Below are 18927 nucleotides of genomic sequence, written 5' to 3' on the forward strand. Positions count from 1 at the left end.
TTTGGAACGCGCCCACCGTAATTCGTAATTCCGCAATGCAGGGACCTTGTCTGCAGTAGGGCGATTGCGGGACGGAACGATTATGTCCTGCCCCGCCATTCAACAATACACGTATCTCAATACGGTTTGCCTGATTAGCTTTTCTTGGGTGGTGGCGGAGGCATGCTAGGCGCCGCTGATTTAGTTACAGATCCTAGAGCCCGGTCCTCGCCGAGATTGATCCGCGGAGGGGCAGGTGGCGTTGGCGGTGGTGGCGGCGGAGGAGGAGGCGGCGGAGGTGGAGGTGGAGGAGGCGGGCTGGGATTGTTGTTTTCTGACATCTTCTCTCTTTCCTGCTTGGATTATTGCGAAGCACGCCAAAGTTATAAGCGCTAAGACAAAAAAAGAGAATGATGAAAGTTGGAAGAAGCGAACCCACCAATTGGCCTTTGGTTCAGAAAATTCGTTAATCTCCTTGTTGTAGTATTTTTCGAGGATTATTTGCTGAGCTTGGTATGCCTTGGAAGAAAAAAACTGTTCTGCTAATCCCGCTGTAAGAGCTAGGATAAATAATATAAGTACAGAAGAAAAGAGTAATAAGAAATTGAGGTCTATTAAAATGTTAGTCTGAGCCAAGAATCCAGCTATAAGTGCTATAAGTGCGGCTGAAAGTTGTATTATTGTCTTTATTAAATGGTCTTCCGCTTCACGGCGGGCTTTTATAAGCTCCGTCCGTTCAGACATCATGGTTTTATAGCATTCGTCCGCATCGCAACCGTCCAGCGGATGTTCTAGTGTTTTTGACTCTCCATTGGGCATGATATTTGCCTTCCGAGCAACAATTCACTCCGCCGCCACGCCAGCCTGCGAGAACATATCCCCGCCGGCATCCCCACCGCTGGCATCCTCGTTCGCCGCTGGCCCGGCCTTGGCCTTTTGGCGCTTGTCGAAGCCGTCCCACACTTCGTTCCAGTTGCCGCGCGTCGCTGCCTTGGAATATTCGGTGGCGCGCTGTTCGAAGAAATTGGCGTGCTCGACACCATTCAACATCGGGGCGAGCCAGGGCAGGGGATGGTCGTCGATCATGTAGATCGGCTTGAGGCCGAGCTGGCCCAGCCGCCAGTCGGCGATGTAGCGGATATACTTCTTGATCTCCTTCGGAGTCATGCCGTTGACCGGGCCCATTTCGAAGGCGAGATCGATGAAGTTGTCCTCCAGGTGCACGGTCGTCTGGCACATGTCGCGAATGTCCTGCTTCACCGCCTTGGTGTAGCAATCGCGTTCCTTCACGAAGGTGTGGAACAGCTTGATGATGCCTTCGCAGTGCAGGCTTTCGTCGCGGATCGACCAGGTGACGATCTGGCCCATGCCCTTCATCTTGTTGAAGCGCGGGAAGTTCATCAGCATGGCGAAGCTGGCGAAGAGCTGAAGCCCCTCGGTGAAGCCGCCGAACATGGCGAGCGTCTTGGCGATATCCTCATCGGTATCGACGCCGAAGCCCTGCAGATAGTCGTGCTTGTCCTTCATCTCGGAATATTCGAGGAAGGCGCCATATTCGCTTTCGGGCATGCCGATCGTGTCGAGCAGATGGCTGTACGCGGCGATGTGCACCGTCTCCATATTGGAGAAGGCTGCGAGCATCATCTTGATCTCGGTCGGCTTGAAGATTCGGCCATATTTCTCGTGGTAGCAATCCTGCACCTCGACATCGGCCTGAGTGAAGAAGCGGAAGATCTGCGTCAGCAGGTTGCGCTCATGGTCGCTGAGCTTCTGTGCCCAGTCGCGGCAATCCTCGCCGAGCGGCACTTCCTCCGGCATCCAGTGGATCTGCTGCTGACGCTTCCAGAAGTCGAACGCCCAAGGGTATTCGAAGGGCTTGTACTGCTTGCGGGCTTCGGTGAGGGACATGGGGTTACGCCTTTCAGACTATATGCGAGAATTGGGTGAGCAGGGACACGGCAATGGCGAGCGTCAGGACACCGCCGGCCCGTGCAGCAACTCGTGAGGGCAGGCTGGAACGATCCGGCCAGATCAGCCAATCGGTCGCCCAGCAGCAGAACATCGCGGCAAATAACAGGTTGGTCCATCGCGCCGTGTCGACCGCCAGAAGATACGGCAAGGCCATCGAGATCAAACCCATTGCCGCAACCAAAAGCTGGATCGCACCGAGCGTGCGTCGCGATTGCGGAGCGGGCGAGACGGCACTTGCTGCGGTATTCATAACGCTGCCTTCTGGTCTCGGTGATCGCTGGCGATCACCGTACGAGTCGCCGTCATCATAGCACCAAATGAGGTCATCCGGGCGCTTCCGAGCGGTCCGAACCGCGTACGCGACGCGAGGAGGAAAGCGGGCGTGCTGCCGATCATGATGCCGCGCCCCTGAGCAGGAGTGCTGCCTGGATGGCGGCGATGAGCAATATAAAAATGCCTATGAGACGATTGCCAAGCGTTCTCATCTCGGGATCGTAACGACCAGCCAACAAGCTGACCAAGCCGAGCCCTCCGCAGAACAGCATTGCGATTATTCGAGCGGTTGTGGCGGCGGCGGGGGTTTCGCGCACCCAGTCTCCGAAGCCGGTCAGGATAGACGCCAATTGCAACAGTGCAACGACCACAGCGGTTATTAGCAACAAGCGCAGTCGAGGCCAGAAGCGGCGTGTCATATTCACGTTGCTCATGACTCCGTGCTCCATTGCCACATCGCACTCGCCGAGATCGCCAGCACCACGCCGAGCGCCACCGCCATGATCCCGACCATGCGGAACACATAGACCTTGGCCGGTCCTGCCGGACGGCTGAGCGCGAGCAGCAGACCGGCTCCGACCAGGGCGAAGACCAGCGCGACGGCGTACATGATGGCGATCTGCAATGTCATCGCGGCCGGCGCCGATCGACATAGATCCGCTTCGAGCCGCGATGCGAGCCGACGCCGAACACGACGATGCCGAGGAAATAGCCGAAATCATACCAGCCGCCATTGTTGGGCACGGCATAGACCGCGACCTCGGGCATGAAGAGCGACAGGACCCAGGCGACCGGGAAGATGAAACCGTGCCACAGGCCGAGCAGGAAGCCGGGCGCGGTGGGCGCGACCGTGGCGTTTATCTGGTGCGCGCAGGCGGTGAGCGTCGCGACCAGGGCTAGTGCGAGGGTCAGACGCAGGCGTGGTGTGGTGATCATCATGGCCGGTTCTCCCGTGCATCCATTCCCGCTGGCGCGCGTTCAATCGCCGCAACCGTAACGAAGGAGCTGAAAGCATGGCCGATCTGAGTGCGATCAAGGAACATATGGAAGTCATCGGCGCCGATGGCGTCCATGTCGGCACCGTCGACCATGTCGCCAAAGGACCAGATGGGGGCGACCGCATCAAGCTGACCAAGAAGGATTCGGGTGAGGGGAGCCATGAGGGGCACCATCATTATATCTCGGGCGGGCTGGTCGCTGAGGTCGAGGGCGACAAGGTTCGGCTGAGCGCCAATGGCGACGTCGCGGCGAGTTTCGAAGAAGAGGCGTGAGGCGTCTTTCCCTCTCCCCTTGTGGGAGAGGGAGGGAGGAGTGAAGCGACGGAAGGGTGAGGGGGACAGAGGTTTCAAGACTCACTCCCCCTCATCCGGCGCTTCGCGCCACCTTCTTCCACAGGGGGAGAAGGAATTTGTGCGGCGATCGTTGTGATTACGCCTTCCATGTTTTCGATGATGTCGTTGTTCCAGAAGCGCATTACCCGATAGCCTTCGCCTTCCAGAAAGCGGGTGCGGCTGGCATCGTTTTCCGTGGCGATCGCGTGCTGGCCGCCATCGGCTTCGATGATCAGCTTTGCGCTGTGCGAGCAGAAATCCACGAAGAAGCGTCCCATCGGGACCTGGAAGCGGAATTTTGCCGCTGGGAAGGTTTCGCGCAGGGCTCGGAGCAAGCGTTTTTCGGCTTCGGTCACGTTGCGGCGCAGTTCGCGGGCGCGGGCCGTGGTGTTTGACGGCAGCAGCTGGCGTTTCGTCAGGCCCGCGTCATTCCCCCTCATCTTCCCACGCTTCGCGCGGGCCCCTTCTTCTCCCACAAGGGGAGAAGAGTTTTTAGGAGTCGCGCTTTCTGTTCCCTCTCCCCTTGTGGGAGAGGGAGGGAGGAGCGAAGCGACGGAAGGGTGAAGGGGACTTAGCTGCTCCACCTCACTGGCACGCCAAACACTCGTCATAATCCTTCGATTCGACCTCGATCTGGCGCAGGTCGATCGTGTTGTCGGCTTCCACCCCGCCGGCGAAACCGGCGCGTTGGATGCTCTTCGAGCGGAGGTAATAGAGCGACTTGATGCCCAGTTCCCAGGCGCGGAAGTGGAGCATGAGCAAGTCCCATTTCTCGACATCGGCTGGGATGAACAGGTTCAGCGACTGCGACTGGTCGATATAGGGTGTGCGGTCGGCGGCGAGTTCGATCAGCCAGCGCTGGTCGATCTCGAAGCTGGTCTTGAAGCAGTCCTTCTCCTCGGTGGTGAGGAAGTCGAGATGCTGGACGCTGCCGCCTTGTTCGAGGATCGTATTCCATACCGCGTCCGAGTTCTTCGACTTCTCGTTCAGCAGTTTTTCGAGATAGGGGTTCTTGATCGAGAAGCTGCCCGACAGCGTCTTGTGAGTGTAGATATTCGCCGGGATCGGTTCGATGCACGCGCTGGTGCCGCCGCAGATGATGCTGATCGACGCGGTCGGCGCGATCGCCATCTTGCAGCTGAACCGCTCCATCGCGCCCATGTCGGCGGCATCGGGGCAGGGGCCGCGTTCGACCGCGAGCTGCATCGACGCTTCGTCGACCTGCGCCTTGATGTGCTTGAACATCTTCAGGTTCCACGACTTGGCCATCGCACCTTCGAAGGCGAGGCCGCGCGCCTGGAGGAAGCTGTGAAAGCCCATCACGCCGAGGCCGACCGACCGTTCACGCATCGCCGAATAGGCGGCGCGCTCCATGCCGGGTTCGGCGCGGTCGATATAATCCTGCAGGACATTGTCGAGGAAACGCATGACGTCCTCGATAAAGCCCTTCTGGTCCTTCCACTGATCCCAGGTTTCGAGATTGAGCGAGGACAGACAGCACACCGCGGTGCGTTCGTTGCCGAGATGGTCCTTGCCGGTCGGCAAGGTGATTTCCGAACACAGGTTCGAGGTCGAGACCTTGAGCCCGAGATCGCGGTGATGCTTGGGCATCGCCTTGTTCACATGGTCGGCGAAGACGATGTACGGCTCACCAGTGGCGAGGCGCGTTTCGACCAGTTTCTGGAAGAGCGAGCGCGCGTCGACCTTGCCGCGCTCCGACTGATCCTTCGGGCTGCGCAGCGTCCATTCCCTGCCGTCGCGCACCGCTTCCATGAATTCGTCGGTGATCAGCACGCCGTGGTGCAGGTTGAGTGCCTTGCGGTTGAAGTCGCCCGAGGGTTTGCGAATCTCGAGGAATTCCTCGATTTCCGGGTGTGAGACATCGAGGTAGCAAGCGGCCGAGCCGCGGCGCAGCGAGCCCTGGCTGATCGCGAGCGTCAGCGAATCCATCACGCGCACGAACGGGATGATGCCGCTGGTCTTGCCGTTCAGGCCGACCGGCTCACCAATGCCGCGTACATTGCCCCAATAAGTGCCGATACCGCCACCGCGCGAGGCGAGCCAGACATTCTCGTTCCAGGTATCGACGATGCCGCCCAGGCTATCGGGCACCGAATTAAGGTAGCAACTGATCGGCAGGCCGCGGCCGGTGCCGCCGTTCGACAGGACGGGCGTCGCGGGCATGAACCACAGCTGCGAAATCGCGTCGTACAGGCGCTGCGCATGCGCGGCATCATCGGCATAGGCCGACGCGACGCGGACGAAGAGATCCTGGTAGCGCTCGCCCGGCAGCAGATAACGGTCGGTCAGCGTGTCCTTGCCGAAATCGGTGAGCAGCGCGTCGCGCGAATGATCGACCTCGACCGGATAAAGCTGCGCCTTCACTTCCTTCGAATCGCCGCGGGCGTCGAGCTTGCGCGCTGCCGTGCCCTTACCCTTGTCGTCAGGGGCGGATGCCTCTGGAGTAATGCCGGTGATCGCTTCGATCGTGTCGGTTGACATGTTTACGCTCGCTTCCTGGCCGTCTCTGAAATCCATCGGTGTCGCCCTCAATCAACAAAAATACCCGACCGACGTTCCCGGTCCGTTCGAATCGGAGGGCGAACCCCCAAGCTATCATTTCGGGCGACCCAAGGAGAACAAAATCTACCGCTCCGCGCCACCCCGATGGCGCGTGGCGATAGGCTCGCAATATGGTGTTGCGACCGCTGTACTACCAGTTCTTGGGTTCGCCCCCGAACTCAACCCCTACAGATTGTGCCTATTCTGGTCAGGAGGCAAGACGGTAAATGACAATTTAGCGACTCGGTTCGTCGCTATTTTGAGTCGGTTCACCACAGGCTTTCGATGCCGCAGCGCAGCGACGCGTGGTCAAAGCTGGCTTTGCTGAAAGGCAAGAGCACGAACACGGAACGAACAAAAAATTTGCGCGAAAAAATCGGTCCGGTGCAGAGACGTCGGATCAGGCGGCGCGGACCCTTGCTTCGATCCCGCTGGCCACGGATTGCGGGTGAACGATCGACACATAAGTGCCCGGCCTGGCGTCGGTGATTACGACATCGGCGCGAAGCTGCTTCGCCAGCGCCTCGACGATGCTGGTCCCAAGGCCGGGCTTTGCGTCCGCCGCGTCGCTCGGCATGCCGACGCCGTCATCGCCGACCGAGAGGGTCCATGAATTACCGTCGGACTGATAGCCGACGGTGATCACGCCGTGGCGCGTACCCGGAAAGGCGTGCTTCAGCGCGTTGATGACGAGTTCGGTGACGATCAGCCCCAGGCTGACCGATGCATCGGCACTGGTGATGCTGTCATCGACCTCGACCTTCAGGCTGATCTGGGCATGGTCGTGGATCATCGACGCGCCGATGCTGCGGCACAGATCGTTGAAATAGCTGCGCAGCCCGACTTCGCCGAGTTGCGACTGGGCGAGTTGCTGTTGCAGCGAGGCGATCGACATGACGCGGTTATGCGCATCGTTGATATGGCCGCGCGCCTCGGGGGAACTGGTCCGGCGTGCGCTCTGCGTGAGGACGCTGGCGATGATCTGCAAGCTATTGGCGACGCGATGCTGCAGTTCCTGAAGCAGCACGGCCTTTTCGTGGAGCAGTTCGTCCTTGAGCTTGGCCGTCAGCCGTGCGTCGGTCACGTCGGAGATGGTCAGGACGAGGCGGATATTGGTGGCGTCGTCCGAATAATCGAGCGTGTGCGCGTTGAGTACGAGGCGACGCGGGGTGGTGCCGTCGCGCGCCAGGTCCATTTCATAGGCGTCGATCTGGACATTGCCCGATACCGTCGCCTCAAGCAGCGAGCCGAGCTGCGGGCGGTTCCATTCGCCGTTGCCGATCGCGGTCAGCTTGCGGCCAACCGCCGCCGAGCGCTCGATATCGAACGCGGCGCAGAAGGATGTGCTGAGCGCGATGATCACCAGATCCCCGTCGAGCAGCACAAGCGGCGCGTCGGATGAAGATATCAGCGCGAGCATCATGCTGTTCGCCGCGTCGATGATGGCAGGTGGCGAGGTTGGCATTTATTGGCCTCAAAGGGCCGGAGACTCGCGGTGCGAAAGCCATCCCCGGTACGGCCTGACCCGCCGATGCGGGCATGATGCAAAGGTGGCTGGGAGGACGTGAGTTCCACTCTAGCAGTTTCAATCGGTTAACCTGCATGAAATCGCTTTGGTCGGCCGCTATTGCGCGAGCTGCGCGGCGAGGTCGATGAACGAGCTGGCCTGGTAATCCCAGTCCTGCTCCGCATCGGCGTCGGGCGCGGGGCGGCCGCCATATTCCATCGGCCGATGTACGAACGCGGTGATCAGCCCGCACGCCCGCGCGGCGGCGAGGTCGCTATGGTGCGCGGCGACAAGACACAGGCGGCACGGTGCGATGCCGAGGATTTCGGCAGTGCCGAGATAGGCCTGGGGGAGCGGCTTGTAATAGCCGGTCGATTCGGCGCCGAGGATCGCGTCCCAGGGCAGGCGTGCGCGGCGGGCCATCTCCAGGGTCAGCGCGGTGTTGCCGTTGGATAAAGTGACGATCGGGAAAAATGCCTTCATCCGCGTCAGGCCTTCGACCGAATCGGGCCAAGGGTCGAGCCTGTGCCAGGCTTTGGCGAGATGGTCGAGCGCGGACTCGTCGATGCTGGCCGGGTCGATATCGTGGCGGATGAGCAGCGCCTCCAGCGTCTCGCGGTTGAGGATGTCGAGACGGGTATAGGGGCGCCGTCCGCTGCGGCATTCCTCCATCGCCGGCTGGTAGAGACCGCGCCATTGATCGGCGAACTGCGCGCCGTCGATCTCGATGCCGAGCGCGGTGAAGCAAACGTCGGCCTCCCGCGCGATGCTGGTGCGCCAGTCGACCACGGTGCCGAACACGTCGAAGGCCAAAGCGAGGGGTTCGGGCATACGGTGTTCCTTCGATACGCTTAGTCTCTAACTCAGGGCGAACGGCGCGTGGTCAAGGCGCCGAATTCATGAACCCGCTTTCACGAAATCCCCGCTTTCACGAAATCCCCGCTTTCACGAAATCCCCGCTTTCACGAAATCGACGAACGCGCGCAGCGGCGCCGGCATGTGTCGGCGGCTATGGTAATAGATCGACGGACCGGGGAAATCCTCCAGCCAGTCGACGAGCACGGGCACCAGCGCGCCGCTGTCGATCTCCGGCTGCAGGACTTCCGCGAAACTGGCGATCAAGCCCAGGCCGGCGATCGCGGCGGCGAGTTCGATCTCGTGTCCGGTGCTGATCAGCGGGCCTTCGGGGGCGATGCGGAAACGTTTGCCGGTGCGCTCGAAATCCCACAGCGCGACATTGCCGTTGGCGAAGCGGTGGCCGATCCGGGCGTGATCGGCGAGGTCGCGCGGATGTTTCGGCACGCCGCGCGCGGCGAGATAGGCAGGCGAGCCAGCGACCGCGAAACGCTGACGCTTCGGGCCGATCGGGATCGCGATCATGTCCTTGGCGATACTCTCCTCGTAACGGATGCCGGCGTCGAAACCGTGCGCGAGGACGTCGAGGAAACTGTCTTCGGCGACGACCTCCAGACGGATGCCGGGATGCGCGGTGAGGAAACGCGCGACGATCGGCGGCAAGATATAGCGGGCCACGATCGAGGGCACGTTGAGGCGCAGCGTTCCGCTCGGCTGGCCGTGCGCGACGGCGAGGCCGTCGAGTGCATCAGTGATCTCGGCGAGCGCCGGGCGCAATCGGTCGAGCAGGCGCTGCCCGGCCTCGGTCGCCGTCACGCTGCGCGTCGTGCGGTTGAGCAAGCGGACGCCGAGATCGCCCTCGAGCCGCCGTACTGCGTCGCTGAGCGATGAGGCGGAGACGCTGCGGCGTAGCGCGGCGGTGCGGAAACCGCCGGCTTCGGCCACTGCCGTGAAGAGCCGGATGTCGTCGAGGTTGGGTGTGGTCATTGTCCGGGTTCCCGCACGGGTTGTTCCAATAACAGCGGCTTATCGCACGATCGTGGGTGCGGCATAAGCGGCAGATCGACTTTGAGGAGACCATGAATGGAACAGCGCAATCTCGGCGCCACCGGCCCGGCGACATCGGCGATCGGACTTGGCTGCATGGGCATGTCGGGCATGTATGGCCCGGCCGACCGGACGGAGAGCATCGCGACGATCCATGCCGCGCTCGATGCCGGCGTGACTCTGCTCGATACCGGCGATTTCTACGGCATGGGGCATAACGAGATGCTGATCGGCGAGGCGGTGAGGGGCCTAGCGCGGGACAGTTTCCAGTTGAGCGTCAAGTTCGGCGCGATGCGCGATCCGGCGAATGGCTGGTCGAAATATGATGCGCGGCCCGAGGCGGTGAAGAATTTCCTCGCCTATTCGCTCCAGCGACTCGGCACCGATTATATCGACGTTTACCGCCCGTCGCGGCTCGACCCCGATGTGCCGATCGAGGAAACGATCGGGGCGATCGCCGAGATGGTGAAGGCAGGGTATGTCCGGCACATCGGGCTCAGCGAGATGGGCGCGGAGACGATCCGGCGCGCGGCGGCGGTGCATCCGATCTGCGACCTGCAGATCGAATATTCGCTGATCTCGCGCGGGCCGGAAAAGGTGATTTTCCCGACCACGCGTGAACTGGGCATCGGTGTGACCGGCTATGGCGTGTTGTCGCGTGGGCTGATCAGCGGGCATTGGCAGAAGGATGCGAGCCGGGCGGGCGATTTTCGTGTGATGAGCCCGCGTTTCCAGCCGGGCAATGTCGATGCAAATCTCGCGCTGGTCGCGGCGTTGCGGACGGTCGCATCCGCGACAGGCGCAACGGTGGCGCAGATCGCGATCGCCTGGGTCGCCGCACGGGGGCGTGACATCGTGCCGCTGGTCGGGGCGCGCCGCCGCGACCGGCTGAGCGAGGCGCTCGGCGCGCTCGATGTGGTGCTGACGGCGGAGGATCTTGCGGCGATCGAGCGCGCGGTGCCCAAGGGTGCAGCGGCGGGCGACCGGTATCCGACACCGCTGATGGCCCACCTGGATAGCGAGCAGGGGTAGGCGATCCGGCTTGCCGGCTCACGTCCTTTCGGGGAATAGCACGGGCTGACCAGGTAAAGGGCGGCGGCCATCGAGCCGCCGCCCCTTCACTTTAGCGGCAGATGCGAATGCGGCGGTGATGGCGCCATTCGATCCAGCAGCGACGATGGTTGTTCCAGCGGCGATCGCGGTTGTGCCAACGGCGGTCGCGATGGTCCCAGCGACGATCATATCGATTGTATCGGTCGTACCGATCGCCCCGATCGTACCGGTCGCCACGATCACCCCGGTCGTACTGGTCGCCCCGGTCGTACTGGTCGCCCCGGTCATACCGCTGCTCGTAGTAGCGGCCATCGTCACGATAGCTTTGGGCGCTTGCACTGGTGCTCACGCCGAGCGCGGCGATCATGAGACCGGCAGCGACGAAGAGTTTGGGCATTTTCATCGGCTTGTCCTCTTTCGCCCGGTGAGTCGGGCATTGTTGGACGATACGCCTCGGTTGAAGTCCGGTTGCTGAACCCGCTGGTTATCTGCGGTTCATGGTTGGATGTAGGGTTGCGATCGCAAAGCGCAGCGCTCGATGCGAAGCATCGACGGGGCATTGAGCCGCGCGCACGGCTGAGCCCCTCCGCAACCGCTCCCGTAAAGGACGGTGCGTTAACCGAGTCTCACCGACTGGCCGCCATCGACCGGCAGTAGCGCGCCGGTGACGAATCGAGCATCGTCGGAGGCGAGCCAGAGTGCCGCATGCGCGACGTCCCAGGCAGTGCCCATCCGGCCCATCGGAACGCGCGCGTTGCGTTTGGCGCGCAGTTCGGCCTGCGCTTCGCCGCTCATGCCGGCCCAGCCCTGGATCGCCATCGGCGTGTCGATCAGGCCCGGCAGGATCGCGTTGCAGCGGATTTGATGGCGCGCGTTGAGCGCGGCGACGCTGGTGGTGAGTTTATTGACCCCGGCCTTGGACACTTCATAGGCGATGATCCCGGCGGGGGCGATCGAGGCGAGCGACGAGATGTTGACGATCGCGCCGCCGCCCTGCGCGCGCATCACCGGCAGTGCATGTTTGATCGTCTGCATCATCGCGGTGAGGTTGAGATGGAGGATCGCATCGAAGCGGGCGGGATCTGTCTTCTCGACCGGCGCGTCGCCCGCGCCCCCGCCGACATTATTGTGCAGTATGTCGAGCCGGCCGAGCGCCGCGACCCCGGCTGCGATCAGCGCGGCGCATTCGGCTTCGTCGCGGATATCGGCGCCATGGGCATGAGCGATGCCGCCCTCGCCGGTGATCAGCGTCGCGGTTTCTTCGGCCCGGATCAGGTCGCGGTCGACGCAGAACACCGCCGCCCCTTCGCGCGCGAAAAGCAGCGCGGTGGCGCGGCCATTACCGATCGTGTCGCCCGGCGTCTGGCCCGCGCCGATCACGATCGCGGTCTTGCCGGAAAGCCGCCCGGTCATGCGCGACGGTCCAGATCGGGATCGAGCGTCAGGCCGGGGTCGAGCTGGACCCCGAAGCTGTTGAGCAGCATCGACACCTGGGTGTACTGGCCGACGGTATAGACCAGATCCATGCACTGTTCGGTCGAGAAGTGCCGGCCCAGCGCCGCCCAATGCACATCGGTGATGAAGTGATCGCGGGTCAGGTCGTCGCACGCATCGAGGATCGCCGCGTCCGCCGCGCTCCAGCCTGGTGCGGCACTGCCGTTCTTGATCCGCGCGACCTCATCATCGGTCAGCCCGGCGCGTTTGCCGATAACGACGTGCTGTGCCCATTCATAACCGGATCCGCAATTGAAACCGGTGCGCAGTATGGCGAGTTCGCGCTCGCGCGCCGGCAGCGTATTGTGCTTGCCGAGGATGTAATTGCCCCATTTGAGGAATCGGTCGAGCGCGCCAGGGTGTCGCGCCATGGTGCGGAAGATGTTGAGGACGAAGTTGCGCTCGACGAACGGTGCCAGCACTTCCCTCTGCGCATCGGTCGCCTCGGCATCCGACAGCGGCTCGATACGTGCTTTGCTCAGGCGCATGCGACTCTCCCGTTTTGAATTACGGGTATGCTAGTCCGTCGGGTCGGCCGAGTCTCGGTATAATCGGGTGACCATCGCTTCATATGCCGCTTGAAGGCGGCCGGCGACGCTCGGACGGCCGGTGGGCGGGGTGCCGAGATGCGCGGTACGCAGCTCATCCATGAAATCCGCCGATATTTCGGGTCCGCCCTCCTCAAGCAATTGCGCACGGATCGCGAGATCGGGGGTGACGGGCAAATGGCGCCGCCCCCAGGCGCCGAGCTGGACGATCAGCGGCACAAGCTGGATCGCGGGCTCGGTCAGGCTGTAGAAATGCTTCTGCTTGTGACTTGGATCGTCGGTGATCACGAGAAAGCCCGCAGCGACCAGTTTCTTCAGGCGATCGGCGAGGATGTTGGATGCGATGCCCTCCTCCGACCCGCCAAGCAGTTCGCGAAAATGGCGGCGATTGCCGAACATCACGTCGCGGATGACGATCAGGCTCCAGCGGTCGCCCAGCGCCTGGATCGTAAGGTTGATCGGGCAGCCCGACCGCGGAGCGTCGATATGGATCGTCATGACTGATTGCAATATAGGATCAGTTATGCAAAAGAACAACTGCTTTTGATTCGCAATCAGTTTTGAAGGGATCGATGATGACCAAGGTTCGCGTGGGCGGTTTCTCGATATCGGTGGACGGGTTTGGCGCCGGCCCCGATCAGAATCTGGACAATCCCCTCGGTGTGCGTGGCAAAGAGCTGCATGAATGGGCGTTCGGCACCAAGACCTTTCGTACGATGTTCGGTGAGGCGGGCGGCTCGTCCGGCATAGACGAGGGTTATGCCGCCAGGGCGATGCACGGCCTGGGGGCCTGGATCCTTGGCCGCAACATGTTCGGCCCCGTTCGCGGTGACTGGCCCGACGATGAGTGGAAAGGCTGGTGGGGCGATACTCCGCCTTATCATTGCCCGGTGTTCGTCCTGACTCATCACGCCCGCGCGTCGATCGAAATGAAGGGCGGCACCGTTTTCCATTTCGTGACCGGCGGGGCCGACGAAGCACTGGCGCTGGCGCGGCAAGCAGCCGGCGAGCGCGATATCCGGATTGGCGGCGGATCGGCGACGATCCGCCAATATCTGCAGGTCGGCGCGATCGACGAGATGCATCTCGCCATCGCCCCGATAATGCTGGGTTGTGGCGAGGGGTTTTTCGCCGGGATCAACCTGCCGGCGCTCGGTTATAATGTGACCGAACATGTCCGGGGCGAAAACGCGATGCACATCGTCCTGAGACGAAATAGGCGGAGAGAGAGATGACCATCAAAATTTACGCACATCCCCTGTCGTCATACTGCCAAAAGGTGCTGATCGCACTGTATGAGAATGGCACCTCGTTCGAATACCGCGAGCTTGGGCCGGACACGCCCGAATATGCCAAGGAGTTTGCGACGCTTTGGCCGATTCAGCACATGCCGTTGCTGGTCGATGGCGAGCGCTCGGTGGCGGAGACCAGCGTGATCATCGACTATCTCGACCATTATCATCCGGGTGCGACACCGATGATTCCGGCAGACATCGACGCCGCGCTGGAAGCGCGCTTCATGGACCGGTTCTTCGACAATTATGTCATGACCCCGTTGCAGACGGTGGTGTTCGAGCGCCGCCGACCCGAAGGTAATGCCGACCCCTATGGCGCGGGGAAGGCGCGGGAGATGCTGACCCGGGCCTATGGCTGGCTCGATACGGTGATGGCGACGCGCGAATGGGCGGCGGGCGGCGCGTTCGGCCTGGCCGATTGCGCGGCGGCGCCGTCGTTGCTCTATGCGAAACATGCGCTGCCGTTTGACGGGTTTGCCAATGTCGCGGCGTATCACGAACGGCTTGAGGCACGGCCTTCGGTGGCGCGAACGCGCGAAGAGGGCAAGCCGTTCTGGGATTGGTTTCCGCTGGCTGATGGTTGATGCCGTTCGACATCGCCGCACCATCGTATAAGTCCGTCGCATGACCTGAACTGGATAATTGCCCGGAATGATGTTGTCGCGCATTTGGTGGTTCGCCTTGTCGATCATGCTGCTCATGGAGAGCGGTTCGGCGGCTGCCGTTGGATTGCGCGAGACAATGCTCACCATTTCCGTGACAAACAACGCCGTTCAGGTCATCTACGACCTGCCGGCCGAGGTAACGTCGCTTTCGCTCGGCAATGGCTCGCTCCCACCCGCTGCAGCCGACATCCGCGTTCGCGAGGCAAGCGTGACCCTTGATCGTGGGACGCTCAGCGCACGGACGGGCTTTCGCCGTGTCACGTTGCTGATTCGATCGGACAGTGACGAAATCGACTCGATCTATCCGATGTTGCTTCCGGTGGCTGGCAAGGGTGTTGTGCTGTTCGCCCCCTACATACTCCCGTCTTCCGGGCCGTTTCGCGTCGGGATCGTCACCGATGGTGGTGCCGTGCATGTGTTGCGCGATCGAGCGACGCTTGATGGTTATGTCATTATTGGCGCGGCACCGGAAAAGCGCGGCGCCTATCGATCGCTCGTATCGATGGGAATGCCCGACGGACTGCGCGACACGCTGTTGGATCGGACCGGGCGCCTCCTCGCCTTTTATCGGGCGCGGCTGCATCTGCCGCTGCGGCGAATGCCGACGGTCGTCATGTCCTATGCGGAGCGAGCATCGGAATCGGGGCACCGGTACAGTCGTGGCGACGTGACGCCCAATGGCGTTGTGTTCCTGCGCATCTATGGCAGCGCGGCACAGGTTGCTGATCCGTCGGCGATCGGGAACTATACGGGGTTTCTGTCACACGAACTGTTTCATCTATGGGGTGAAGGCGGGGAGACCGCCCCGCGCGACTGGTGGCTGCACGAGGGCGGTGCGGAATATGCCTCATGGGTTGCCACCGCGACGCTGTGGCCAGCAGATTTATCGCTCGACCAGCGCGTCGGCGGCGCACTGCGCGGATGCGCGAGCGTCCTGCAATCACAGCCGCTAGGTGCTTTGGAAGAGCCGGCTGCTCGTGGCGCGCGGTATCCGTGCGGCGCGGTGATGCAATGGATCGCCGATCTGGGTGCCCGCAGCGAGTCCGGTCGCCGCGATAGCTTTGCGATCTGGCGACGCTTTCTGGTGGCGAAGAGGGCCGGAGGGCTGGCGGCAGTCGCAACATGGCGTGGGCTGGTCGCGTCGTTGGCGCCGCGCGCGGTGCCAGCGGTTGATTCGCTAATCGACGGTGCGGGGGCCGGGCGATGGCCGGAGCTTGCGGTAATGCTGAACCGGCTTGGTGCCTCGGTCGATGTGCAATCGCCCTTGGGCTTTAGTCAGCGGGTTGCGGCAATGCAGGCGCTGATTCTGTCGTCATGTGGCGAGTTGCGCGGCGTGGGGGAGGACAAGCGCGGCCTATATGTGCAGGCGCCCCCCGGATGCGTCTTGTTTGGCGATGCGCCGGTAATCGAGAAAGCGGAAGGTATCGAGCCGATGGCGGACCCGAGCGGCTTCTACCGCGCGATCGTCGCCAAATGCGCGGCCAGAAGCGAGGTCGCATTGGTGTTGAATGCGAACGGCGTACCGCGAACCGCCCGCGCTCCATGCACCGTTGCTGTCGAACCCCCTCTGCCAGAAATGAAGTTGATTCGAGCCTTGCCGCCTATGCCGAACGGCGGATCGTGGCGGGCTGATTGACCGGGTTCAGGCGTTCCATGTTGAAATGCTGCGCGAACTCGATCCCGGCCTTGCCGTCGGCGGCCCAGCGTAGCTTGGCCGGGAACATCTGGTCCTCGATCAGTTCGATCAGGATATCGATGCCGGCGGCACTGCCGTCGATCTCGATGCCGTCGATCATCGCGCCGGTCGAAGACATGTTGCGAATGCGGATTTCACCCTCGACGCCTTCGGCCAGGATCCGCGCGTTGCGCAGCATCGTGCTGCGGGGCGAGCGGCTGACACTGTAACCGCTCGCGGTGGCCATGCCGCCGTTCGCGGCGAGTTGTTCAAGCACCGCCGCGACCCGTGCGGCCTTGCCATAGACATAACCCTGGATGTGGCTGCAGCCGAGTTCGCGGATCAGCGCGATCTCATCCTGCACCTCGACACCCTCGGCGGTGGTTTCCATGCCAAGCGTGTCGGCCAGCGTGACGATCGCTTTGATGATCGCGGCATTGCGGTTACCGGCGACTGCCGCGCCGCGTACGAAGCTCTGGTCGATCTTGATCTTGTCGAACGGCGCTTTCTTGAGATAGCCAAGCGAGGAATAGCCGGTACCGAAATCGTCGAGCGCGAGGCGCACGCCGATCGTCTTGAGGTTCTTGAACATCTGTTCCGACGAAGCATCCTCGTTGAGGAATACGCCCTCTGTTATTTCAAGCTCAAGCCGCGCCGGGCTGATACCCGACCGCGCCAGCGCATTAGTGACGACCGCAGGAAGAGCAGGGTTGGCGAACTGGATCGGCGAGACATTGACCGCGACGCGGATATCGCGCGGCCAGGTCGCGGCATCGGCGCAGGCGGTGCGCAGCACCCATTCGCCGATCGCTTCGATCAGCCCGCAATCCTCGGCGACCGGGATGAATTCGGCCGGGCTGACTGCGCCGCGCGTCGGATGGTCCCAACGCAGCAGCGCTTCATAACCGACGATCCGCTCGGTCCTGGTGCTGACCACCGGTTGATAGGCGACATGGAATTGGTTCTGGACCATCGCATTGCGCAGATCGTCCTCGAGTTGCCGGCGATTCTGTGCGCCGTGGAGCAGCTCCTCGCGGTAGAAACGGTGGACGCCACGACCATCGGCCTTCGCCGCGTAGAGTGCGAGATCGGCGTTGCGCACCAGCGTCTCCGAATCCTCGCCATCATCCGGCGCGATCGCGATACCGATCGAGCAGCCGATGGTGATCGACGAGCCTTCGATGAAATAGGGCTGGGACACAGCGGCGATGATTGCCCGCGCGAGTTCGGCCAGCCGGTCGCGATTGGCTTCGCGCGGCAGCACGACCTCGAACTCGTCGCCGCCGATCCGGCCGACCAGCCCCGCGTCGCCGACGCTGCGTTGCAATCGCTGGCTGACCTGTTTGAGCAGCGCGTCGCCGGTCTGATGACCAAGCGTATCGTTGACCGACTTGAACCGGTCGAGGTCGAGCAGGAGCAGCGCGGGCGAGCGATATCCGCCACCGTGGGAAGCAAGCGTCTGATCGAGCGCGAGGCGCATACGCTGACGATTGGCAAGTCCGGTCAGGCTGTCGAACAATGCGAGCCGGGTAATCTCGGCCTCCGACTTGCGCTTTTCGGTCAGATCGCTGCCATTCCCGATAAAACCTTGAAAACGGTTGAGTTCGTCGAGGATCGGCCGACCCGAAATCGACCACCAACGCTCCGTCTCACCGGCGGCGGCGCGTACCGAATAGCCCGAAAAGGATGTGCGGGAGGAAAGGTGGAAACCGAGGGTACGTTCGGATTCGGGCGACAGGCTGTCGACCTTGAACACATGGATCAGTTGCGATCCGACAGCCGGCGTGGTGGTGCCGACTTCGGTTGCAACCTGCGGCGACAGATAGATGACACGGCCGTGGCGGTCGGTCTGCCAGAACCAGCCACTGCCATGGTCTTCGAATTCGCGGATCAGGCGCAGGGCAAGCTTGCCGTCATTGGTATTGGCATCGCGCTCCTTGGCCATTGTCTGGTCGAGCCGGGCAAGGCTGCCGGTGGCGACCGTCAGGCATCCGAGAAAGACGCAGGCGATGCCAGTAACCATGCCGAAACCGGTCAGCACGGCGATGGCCGTGACCAGCGCGGCGGCAAAGGCGAGCATGCCCGCGCGCAACGCCTGCAATGCCAGCGTCGTGACCACGATCGCACTGAATACCGCGACGAAGCTGGCCAGTTGCAGCGTGCCGGTAGGCAGTCGCGTGGTCAGCCACAGCATAGCGAACAGCCCGGCGCCAAGGCCGGCGGCATAGATCAGCGACAGCCGCGCCTGGATATGCGGCGGCCAGCAGCGCGCCTTGCGTAATTTGAGCAGTGCCAGCGCGGCCACCGCGAACAATCCGGTCGCCGTACCGCACAGCAGGATCGCACCGAGCAACGTCCTTGGTCCCGTCGATCCAGCGGTCGTCGCAAGCATCGCGGTGGCAAGAATCTGCGCGAGCAGAGCGGCGGGCCAGGCGGTTGCCGCCTGCTCGAACTGTGCGTGATGCGCGTCGAGCGGCCGTTCCTCATCGGCGCCGAGCGACAGATCGTGCCACAGCGACGCGATTGATCGCCGTGCCCAGGGAAAAGGATTGAGAGATCCGATCATCGATCGTGGCGGTAGCGGCAAGGCGTTTCCGAATTGCCAACATGGATTGGTTAACGGCGCCGGGCGCGTGAGGGACTTGGCCGACCGCCATGCTGCGCATATGGAC

Annotated in this window: 21 protein-coding genes; 5 read left to right on the forward strand and 16 right to left on the reverse strand. The window is 62.4% G+C overall.

What is annotated here, in order from left to right; all coding sequences use genetic code 11:
* Positions 1 to 180 precede the first annotated feature (180 nt).
* The 6 genes from ACVWZA_RS14380 to ACVWZA_RS14405 form a co-directional block, all read right to left on the reverse strand.
* Complete coding sequence (locus ACVWZA_RS14380; protein ID WP_457311936.1) at positions 181 to 798, reverse strand: hypothetical protein; 618 nt, start codon at positions 796 to 798, stop codon at positions 181 to 183.
* A 24-nt stretch (positions 799 to 822) separates the two neighbouring features.
* Entirely contained in the window at positions 823 to 1887 is a 1065-nt protein-coding gene (locus ACVWZA_RS14385) for a ribonucleotide-diphosphate reductase subunit beta (protein WP_457311937.1), read from the reverse strand.
* 13 nt (positions 1888 to 1900) lie between these two features.
* The gene (locus ACVWZA_RS14390; protein ID WP_457311938.1) at positions 1901 to 2200 is read right to left on the reverse strand and encodes a hypothetical protein; all 300 of its coding nucleotides are present in this window, start codon (positions 2198 to 2200) and stop codon (positions 1901 to 1903) included.
* A gap of 142 nt (positions 2201 to 2342) precedes the next feature.
* Positions 2343 to 2657, reverse strand: coding sequence for a hypothetical protein (locus ACVWZA_RS14395; RefSeq protein ID WP_457311939.1), 315 nt, complete (start codon positions 2655 to 2657; stop codon positions 2343 to 2345).
* The gene (locus ACVWZA_RS14400; protein ID WP_457311940.1) at positions 2654 to 2854 is read right to left on the reverse strand and encodes a hypothetical protein; all 201 of its coding nucleotides are present in this window, start codon (positions 2852 to 2854) and stop codon (positions 2654 to 2656) included. Before ACVWZA_RS14400 ends, ACVWZA_RS14395 begins: the two co-directional genes overlap by 4 nt.
* Positions 2851 to 3159, reverse strand: coding sequence for a hypothetical protein (locus tag ACVWZA_RS14405; RefSeq protein ID WP_457312045.1), 309 nt, complete (start codon positions 3157 to 3159; stop codon positions 2851 to 2853). Before ACVWZA_RS14405 ends, ACVWZA_RS14400 begins: the two co-directional genes overlap by 4 nt.
* A 77-nt stretch (positions 3160 to 3236) precedes the next feature.
* Here ACVWZA_RS14405 and ACVWZA_RS14410 point away from each other — a divergent pair, with 77 nt between their 5' ends.
* The gene (locus ACVWZA_RS14410; RefSeq protein WP_457311941.1) at positions 3237 to 3494 is read left to right on the forward strand and encodes a DUF2171 domain-containing protein; all 258 of its coding nucleotides are present in this window, start codon (positions 3237 to 3239) and stop codon (positions 3492 to 3494) included.
* A 74-nt stretch (positions 3495 to 3568) separates the two neighbouring features.
* On the opposite strand, the gene ACVWZA_RS14415 is transcribed toward ACVWZA_RS14410, so the two are convergent.
* From ACVWZA_RS14415 to ACVWZA_RS14435, 5 genes are all read right to left on the reverse strand, one after another.
* On the reverse strand, positions 3569 to 3994 hold the full coding sequence (locus ACVWZA_RS14415; protein WP_457311942.1) for an endonuclease domain-containing protein: 426 nt from the start codon (positions 3992 to 3994) through the stop codon (positions 3569 to 3571).
* A gap of 145 nt (positions 3995 to 4139) precedes the next feature.
* Positions 4140 to 6092 carry a ribonucleoside-diphosphate reductase subunit alpha gene (locus ACVWZA_RS14420; RefSeq protein ID WP_457311943.1) on the reverse strand — a complete coding sequence of 651 codons (1953 nt, stop codon included), beginning with the start codon at positions 6090 to 6092 and terminating at the stop codon, positions 4140 to 4142.
* A gap of 424 nt (positions 6093 to 6516) precedes the next feature.
* Positions 6517 to 7581 (reverse strand): sensor histidine kinase, encoded by a 1065-nt coding sequence (locus ACVWZA_RS14425; protein ID WP_457311945.1) that lies wholly within the window; start codon positions 7579 to 7581, stop codon positions 6517 to 6519.
* A 159-nt stretch (positions 7582 to 7740) separates the two neighbouring features.
* The gene (locus tag ACVWZA_RS14430) at positions 7741 to 8454 is read right to left on the reverse strand and encodes a haloacid dehalogenase type II (protein WP_457311946.1); all 714 of its coding nucleotides are present in this window, start codon (positions 8452 to 8454) and stop codon (positions 7741 to 7743) included.
* Between the two features lie 114 nt (positions 8455 to 8568).
* A complete protein-coding gene (locus ACVWZA_RS14435) occupies positions 8569 to 9465 on the reverse strand; it encodes a LysR family transcriptional regulator (protein ID WP_457311947.1) in 897 nt (298 codons plus the stop codon).
* Positions 9466 to 9561: 96 nt separating this feature from the next.
* On the opposite strand from ACVWZA_RS14435, the gene ACVWZA_RS14440 reads away from it, so the two are divergent.
* On the forward strand, positions 9562 to 10557 hold the full coding sequence (locus tag ACVWZA_RS14440; RefSeq protein WP_457311948.1) for an aldo/keto reductase: 996 nt from the start codon (positions 9562 to 9564) through the stop codon (positions 10555 to 10557).
* Between the two features lie 91 nt (positions 10558 to 10648).
* On the opposite strand, the gene ACVWZA_RS14445 is transcribed toward ACVWZA_RS14440, so the two are convergent.
* The 4 genes from ACVWZA_RS14445 to ACVWZA_RS14460 form a co-directional block, all read right to left on the reverse strand.
* On the reverse strand, positions 10649 to 10981 hold the full coding sequence (locus tag ACVWZA_RS14445) for a hypothetical protein (protein ID WP_457311949.1): 333 nt from the start codon (positions 10979 to 10981) through the stop codon (positions 10649 to 10651).
* A gap of 212 nt (positions 10982 to 11193) precedes the next feature.
* Positions 11194 to 11991 carry an SDR family NAD(P)-dependent oxidoreductase gene (locus ACVWZA_RS14450; RefSeq protein ID WP_457311950.1) on the reverse strand — a complete coding sequence of 266 codons (798 nt, stop codon included), beginning with the start codon at positions 11989 to 11991 and terminating at the stop codon, positions 11194 to 11196.
* Positions 11988 to 12560 (reverse strand): carboxymuconolactone decarboxylase family protein, encoded by a 573-nt coding sequence (locus ACVWZA_RS14455; protein WP_457311951.1) that lies wholly within the window; start codon positions 12558 to 12560, stop codon positions 11988 to 11990. The genes ACVWZA_RS14450 and ACVWZA_RS14455 overlap by 4 nt, the downstream gene beginning before the upstream one ends.
* A gap of 30 nt (positions 12561 to 12590) precedes the next feature.
* The gene (locus ACVWZA_RS14460; RefSeq protein ID WP_457311952.1) at positions 12591 to 13118 is read right to left on the reverse strand and encodes a winged helix-turn-helix transcriptional regulator; all 528 of its coding nucleotides are present in this window, start codon (positions 13116 to 13118) and stop codon (positions 12591 to 12593) included.
* Between the two features lie 77 nt (positions 13119 to 13195).
* On the opposite strand from ACVWZA_RS14460, the gene ACVWZA_RS14465 reads away from it, so the two are divergent.
* From ACVWZA_RS14465 to ACVWZA_RS14475, 3 genes are all read left to right on the forward strand, one after another.
* A complete protein-coding gene (locus ACVWZA_RS14465; protein WP_457311953.1) occupies positions 13196 to 13855 on the forward strand; it encodes a dihydrofolate reductase family protein in 660 nt (219 codons plus the stop codon).
* Complete coding sequence (locus ACVWZA_RS14470) at positions 13852 to 14499, forward strand: glutathione S-transferase family protein (protein ID WP_457311954.1); 648 nt, start codon at positions 13852 to 13854, stop codon at positions 14497 to 14499. Before ACVWZA_RS14465 ends, ACVWZA_RS14470 begins: the two co-directional genes overlap by 4 nt.
* A 67-nt stretch (positions 14500 to 14566) precedes the next feature.
* Entirely contained in the window at positions 14567 to 16216 is a 1650-nt protein-coding gene (locus ACVWZA_RS14475; RefSeq protein WP_457311955.1) for a hypothetical protein, read from the forward strand.
* Here the strand turns inward: ACVWZA_RS14475 and ACVWZA_RS14480 are convergent.
* Positions 16182 to 18821, reverse strand: a complete 2640-nt coding sequence (locus tag ACVWZA_RS14480) for a putative bifunctional diguanylate cyclase/phosphodiesterase (RefSeq protein ID WP_457311956.1) — start codon at positions 18819 to 18821, stop codon at positions 16182 to 16184. The genes ACVWZA_RS14475 and ACVWZA_RS14480 overlap by 35 nt on opposite strands.
* Positions 18822 to 18927: the final 106 nt, after the last annotated feature.

The sequence above is a fragment of the Sphingomonas sp. UYAg733 genome (genome assembly GCF_054057355.1).